The 5,553-nt window shown below is 35.2% G+C and carries 4 protein-coding genes and 3 pseudogenes; 2 read left to right on the forward strand and 5 right to left on the reverse strand.

Features of this window, described 5'->3' with window-relative positions; all coding sequences use genetic code 11:
* Both CQA44_RS13440 and CQA44_RS13445 read right to left on the reverse strand, forming a co-directional pair.
* Nucleotides 1–1,044: pseudogene (locus CQA44_RS13440) on the reverse strand (FAD-dependent oxidoreductase); the annotation flags it as partial.
* A gap of 51 nt (nucleotides 1,045–1,095) precedes the next feature.
* A pseudogene (locus CQA44_RS13445) lies at nucleotides 1,096–1,854 on the reverse strand (FAD-dependent oxidoreductase); the annotation flags it as partial.
* Between the two features lie 92 nt (nucleotides 1,855–1,946).
* Between CQA44_RS13445 and CQA44_RS10935 the strand changes: the two are divergent.
* Nucleotides 1,947–2,942 carry a phosphatidate cytidylyltransferase gene (locus tag CQA44_RS10935; RefSeq protein ID WP_258865020.1) on the forward strand — a complete coding sequence of 332 codons (996 nt, stop codon included), beginning with the start codon at nucleotides 1,947–1,949 and terminating at the stop codon, nucleotides 2,940–2,942.
* A 542-nt stretch (nucleotides 2,943–3,484) separates the two neighbouring features.
* Here the strand turns inward: CQA44_RS10935 and CQA44_RS10940 are convergent.
* Both CQA44_RS10940 and CQA44_RS10945 read right to left on the reverse strand, forming a co-directional pair.
* Complete coding sequence (locus tag CQA44_RS10940; RefSeq protein ID WP_115547267.1) at nucleotides 3,485–3,916, reverse strand: Rrf2 family transcriptional regulator; 432 nt, start codon at nucleotides 3,914–3,916, stop codon at nucleotides 3,485–3,487.
* Between the two features lie 149 nt (nucleotides 3,917–4,065).
* On the reverse strand, nucleotides 4,066–4,338 hold the full coding sequence (locus CQA44_RS10945; RefSeq protein ID WP_115547268.1) for a metal-sensing transcriptional repressor: 273 nt from the start codon (nucleotides 4,336–4,338) through the stop codon (nucleotides 4,066–4,068).
* Between the two features lie 106 nt (nucleotides 4,339–4,444).
* Between CQA44_RS10945 and CQA44_RS10950 the strand changes: the two genes are divergently transcribed.
* Nucleotides 4,445–5,443, forward strand: coding sequence for a tetratricopeptide repeat protein (locus CQA44_RS10950; protein WP_115547269.1), 999 nt, complete (start codon nucleotides 4,445–4,447; stop codon nucleotides 5,441–5,443).
* Nucleotide 5,444: 1 nt separating this feature from the next.
* Here the strand turns inward: CQA44_RS10950 and CQA44_RS13325 are convergent.
* A pseudogene (locus CQA44_RS13325) lies at nucleotides 5,445–5,553 on the reverse strand (DNA adenine methylase); the annotation flags it as partial.

Here is a 5,553-nt window from a genome sequence, read left to right on the forward strand (position 1 = left end):
GATTCTAAGCTGCTCTAATGCTCGATTGCTAAGTGTAGCTAAATTGACGTGAAGTTTGCGCATTTTATTAGCATTCATGCTATCACGACCAAGAATGAGGTTGAAGTTGCAGACATTATTAAACCCATCCTCACCTATTTGCGCTAATATCTCCAAATTGTGTTTGTTGGGTGTGAAATGAGAATCTAGCAACGTAAGATTTGAAGTTATGTTTTCTTTATCTTTATGTAACTCTTCTAAAATATGTGAATCTAATAAACTCAATTCATCGGCATAAGGCAATAATCTAAAGCACGCATTATCTTCTCGCAGGAGCAGGCGATATTCTGCACGACTTGTGAAAACACGGTAGGGTTCATTTGTGCCTTTTGTAACCAAGTCATCAATCATTACTGCAATGTAACTTTCATCTCTTTGCAATATCAAAGATTCTCTTTTGCTTTGCCCTCTTTGATGAAGAAGGCTAAGGCTCGCATTAATGCCAGCCATAATACCTTGTGCAGCGGCTTCCTCATAGCCTGTTGTGCCATTGATTTGTCCTGCTAGATAAAGATTCTTTACAATCTTAGATTCTAGGGTATGATAAAGGTTAGTAGGCTGACTATAATCATATTCAATCGCATAGCCATAACGTGTGATAAGCGCATTTTCGAGCCCTTTAATTGAGCGAATAACTTCTTCTTGCACCTGATAAGGCAAGCTTGTAGTCAAGCCATTAATATAATATTCACCTGCACTATAAGTTTGGGGCTCCAGAAATAATTGATGTCTTGCTTTATCTCTAAAACGATTGACTTTATCTTCAATACTTGGACAATAACGTGGTCCTACCCCCTTTATTTGTCCTGTAAAAAGTGGCGCACGATAGAAGTTTTCTTCAATCATTTTATGTGTGTTCTCATTGGTATAAGTTACAAAACAAGGTAATTCCTTAGGACGAAAATAATTATTTTGCACCCTCTCTTTGAGAAATTCTGAAATGATATTTTCTCTTTTATGATGAATAAAATCGTAGGTGAGAAGACTAAAATAAGGAGCATGCGTAGAATCTTGGGATTCTACAGCGTTTGTGTGGGCATGATAGGGGGTTTTTGTTGTTCTATTCTCTGTGCATTGCTGCATGATAGGCTGATTAGAATCGATTGGTATCTCTTCTAATTTAGCATTACACCCCCTTTCATTGAATGTGCAATAAGCGTCCCCGTAATGTTTTTGTAAATCTCGAGAATCAATGCTAGAGCCTAAGATTCTGGGGCAAGTACCTGTTTTTAATCTTGCAAGAGGAATGCCCAAAGATTTAAGACTTTGACTTAGCTCATTGCTAGCAATTTCTCCAACCCTACCATTTTGGCTTTTACTCTCTCCTATATGAATTAAACCGCTTAAAAATGTTCCTGCGGTAATGATAATTTTCTCTGCAAAGAATTGTTTTTTGATAGAAATTTCCACACCATTTGCCTTATTATCTTCACTAAGAATCTTTGTCGCGTTTGCTTGAATAATCGTAAGATTTTTGGTTTGTAAGAGTAAATCTCTCGCATATTTTCTGTATAAATCCATATCAATTTGTGCGCGCGTGCCACGTACTGCTGGACCTTTAGAGGCATTCAAGATTCTGTATTGTAATCCGCTAATATCTGTAATTGCACCCATAAGTCCGCCAAGACTATCAATTTCTTTAACCAAATGTCCTTTGCCTAAACCCCCTATTGCAGGGTTACAGCTAGCTAACGCAATATTATCAATTAAATGAGTGATAAGCAATGTGTGTAAGCCCATTTTTGCACAAATGTAACTTGCTTCAACGCCAGCATGTCCTCCGCCAATAACAATTATGTCGTATTTATCTTGCATTTCTACACCTGATTTTAGTTTTTAAAGTAAAATTATACTATGCTTATGTTTAGTGTTTTATGATAGAAAACTATAATTTTAAGGAGATGATAATGCAAAAAGACTCACAAGAACTCAGTCAAAATCAATCTGAAGAGACCCATAGCGATGCAAATATGACATCTTTGACGCGACGCGAAAACATGCAGGATTCAACTGCAACCAACCAATTAGATTCTAGCTCTATACAGCCCTATCAAAATCCCGCTCAAAGTGGGAATTCTCATGCACAAGATTCTGTTCATGTCAAAACAAGTGAACACAATAAAATCAAAACATTTATTATGCAAGATTCCGCTAGGGTTTGGAGTGCTTTGGGCATGCTTGTTGCAGTTATCATAGTGTTAAGTATTAATAATACGGTACTTACATGGGTTGTTATGGGTATTATCTATTTACTTGCAATGCAGGAAGGAGCTAATCTGTACAGAATCCAACTCAATCTTTTTAGTCTTTGCATGGCAGTTCTCTTATGGATAGGGCTATATTTTAGTGCAAATTCTTTTGCTGTGGTTACTTGTGTTCTTTGCATTGTGTCTCTTTATTGCATTAAAGATAATGCGGATTCTCATATCAGGCATTTGTTTCCTTTTATCTATCCTAGCTTACCTTTTGCAGCAATTTATGTCATTTATAGTGAATATGGTGTAGGTTTTTTAGCATGGCTTATTGCTACAATTTGTATAGCAGATATTTTTGCTTTTTATGGAGGTAAGAAATTTGGAAAAACACAACTTTCCCCTGCTTCGCCTAAAAAGACTGTTGAAGGGGCAATTTGTGGTATTGTAGCTGGAGTATTAATTGGGTCTATTTTTGGCATTGGAATCTTTGGAGGATTCTCTATTGCAGTGTTAGGAAGTTCATTTATTGTCGTGTTATCAATTATTGGAGATTTATTAGAGAGTGCGCTAAAACGTAGAGCAGAGATTAAAGATTCTGGCACTCTTTTACCCGGACATGGTGGAATACTTGATAGAACAGATGCGCTTATGTTTGGTGCTGTAGGCATGTTGCTTATTTTGTCATTTTTAGAAATGTATCGTTTTTGATTGCAATGCAAGATCAATATGAGTCTTGTATAATGCAAATAAAGTGTAGAAGTAATAGGCAAGATCAATGCAAATAGATAATGGCATAGCAATTTGAGTGTGAAACTCAAATGATGAAGTAGAAAGCTCAATCGTGGATATTATATTTGCTGTTTGGTGCAGTAGAAGAGTTTAATTTTTTTATCTTAAGTTGTTTTATTTTAGGGTTTTAGAGGGAGTATTGAAGTGCCGACTTTCTTGTAGAATCCAAACTTTAAGACGGATTAAAATCAAGCTTAGACCTTTTTGTCCCTTAATGATATAGTCTATTTGGCATTAGTATATTGCAATGAAAAATAAAACGAATTTGCAGATTCCAAGTATTTTATTGCAAATCATAAGGAATTATCAATGTTGTATGTCAAATGAGCAAAGATTCTCTCTATAAAGTTTCTAAGGTGTATTGCATTGTTTTTGCACACCACACTCCATAATAGAATCTAAGACACAATTTAATGATAGCTTCGTTAATGTTATAGAATTTCTTAATGAAATCAGGCATTCTAATTTATCAACACATTATTTGCTAGTAAATCCGATAAAGAGTATTTTTTAAACTCTTCAATAAATGAATCGCGTGCGCGATTAACAATTATCTTGAGATTACAGTCAGCGTAATAAGGACATAACTCTTTTATTTCAATTTTGGTGTCATGTTTCAAGCATTTAACGATGTCAATATTGGTTTCTGTATAAAGCAATACAGAAGAGAGATTGATTTGTTCTGGATTTTTGGCGAGTCTTATGCCGCCATCCCGCCCCTTAAAGGATGTTATAAAATTACCTTTGGAGAGTTTATGGATAATTTTTTTGAGATGATTTTGTGAGATATTTAATTCCCTTGCCATTTTCTCAACTGTGCTTAAGCTTTTATCGTTTTCTGCTAAATACATAAGAGCACGAAAGGAATAGTCACTGAATTTTGATAGTTGCATGGTGCTTCCTTAGCTGATTATTGTGTATGGAATTTCTAGTTATTGTTATATATTTTCAAGGAATAGCAGTCTAGCATATTACATAAAGTGATTAGCAAATTTATATGCTAGAAAATAAACTTTAAACCTCAAATTAATCACGCGATTATTTATGATAAACGTGAAAATTGTTCTATTGCTTTTGTCAGTTCCTCTAAGCTTTTTTCAGCATCTCCCCTTTTTACACTATCACGTACGCAATGATTAATATGTCCCTCTAAAACAATCTGTCCGACTTTGTGTATTGCAGATTTTGCTGCATTAATTTGAATGAGAATATTAGGACAAGATTCCTGCTTGTCTATCATAGTATTAATCGCATTGAGTTGCCCAATAATTTTTTGCAATCGTCTGTGAATGTTTTTTGCATTTTCTTTTTCCATAAGATACCTTGATTGTGGTTTTGACTTAAAAGTCTATTTTATGTTATTATATCTAAAAATCAAATTGAGTAAATGAAATAGAGAGGCATACTAAGGAGAATAGAGTATGAGAAAATTACTATTTTTAGTATTAATTTGGGCAATTATTACTCCTATTTGTTTTGCTACGACAAGCATTTCTAATCTCATGACACGATGTAATGATTTTAACAATAAAACCTCATGTTCTGTATTGGGTGATTTATACTATGTAGCAGATGGTGTACCGCAGGACTACAACAAGGCGCACCATTTTTGGCAAAAAGCCTGTAATTTGCAGGAAATGAACGCTTGTTATAACTTAGGAATTCTTTATCAACAAGGACAAGGAGTAGCTGAAGACTTAAACAAAGCACGTGAATTATATACGGAAGCCTGTAGTCAAGCTAGGCATGCAGGAGCATGTCTCAATCTAGGTTTTTTGTATCATTATGGTAAGGGTGTCGAAGTAGATGAAGCAAAAGCTAGAGAATTCTATATAACTGCTTGCGATGGTGATAAGGCAATGGGTTGCTATAGCCTAGGGAATCTCTATTTCTACGGTAAAGGTGGAGATACAAATTATGAAAAGGCAGCAGAATCTTATGCAAAAGCATGTGAATTAGACCATGATGAAGCGTGTGATAATTTGGGTGTTATGTATTCAAAAGGAGAGGGTATTCCACAAGATTACGATAAAGCACGAGAATTTTTTACTAGAATTTGTGCAAAGGAGAAAGTTGGTGCTTGCTATAATCTTGGAATCCTCTATGATTATGGATGGGGCGTGGAACAAAGTTACACACGGGCTATCGAACTTTACAATTTTGCATGCGATAGACATCATGTTAAAGCCTGCTATAATTTAGGTATTATGTATAATAAGGGATATGGAGTTGGCATTGATTATCCCAAAGCCATCGGATTCTATACAAAATCATGCAATAGAAACCATGCACCAGCTTGTTATAATCTAGGAGCACTTTATTTCTTGGGAGAAGGTGTATTGCAAGACAAAAATGTGGCTAAAAAGTATTTTACAGCTTCTTGTGAGCTGGGTGATGAAGAGAGCTGTGAGCGCGACTGATTTCAGGCTTAAGTAACTCATCATAAAGGCTTTGAGAATCCCTGCATAAAACCTGCCAAAAATTCACCAAAATATCAAATATATCAAAGGCTTTGACTTCTATATTAAGC

The sequence above is a fragment of the Helicobacter sp. MIT 14-3879 genome, from assembly GCF_003364125.1.

Coding starts and splice junctions, on each gene's coding strand:
- CQA44_RS10950 (WP_115547269.1), top strand. CDS start 4,445: ATGAGAAAATTACTATTTTTAGTATTAATTTGGGCAATTATTACTCCT.
- CQA44_RS10945 (WP_115547268.1), bottom strand. CDS start 4,338: ATGGAAAAAGAAAATGCAAAAAACATTCACAGACGATTGCAAAAAATT.
- CQA44_RS10940 (WP_115547267.1), bottom strand. CDS start 3,916: ATGCAACTATCAAAATTCAGTGACTATTCCTTTCGTGCTCTTATGTAT.
- CQA44_RS10935 (WP_258865020.1), top strand. CDS start 1,947: ATGCAAAAAGACTCACAAGAACTCAGTCAAAATCAATCTGAAGAGACC.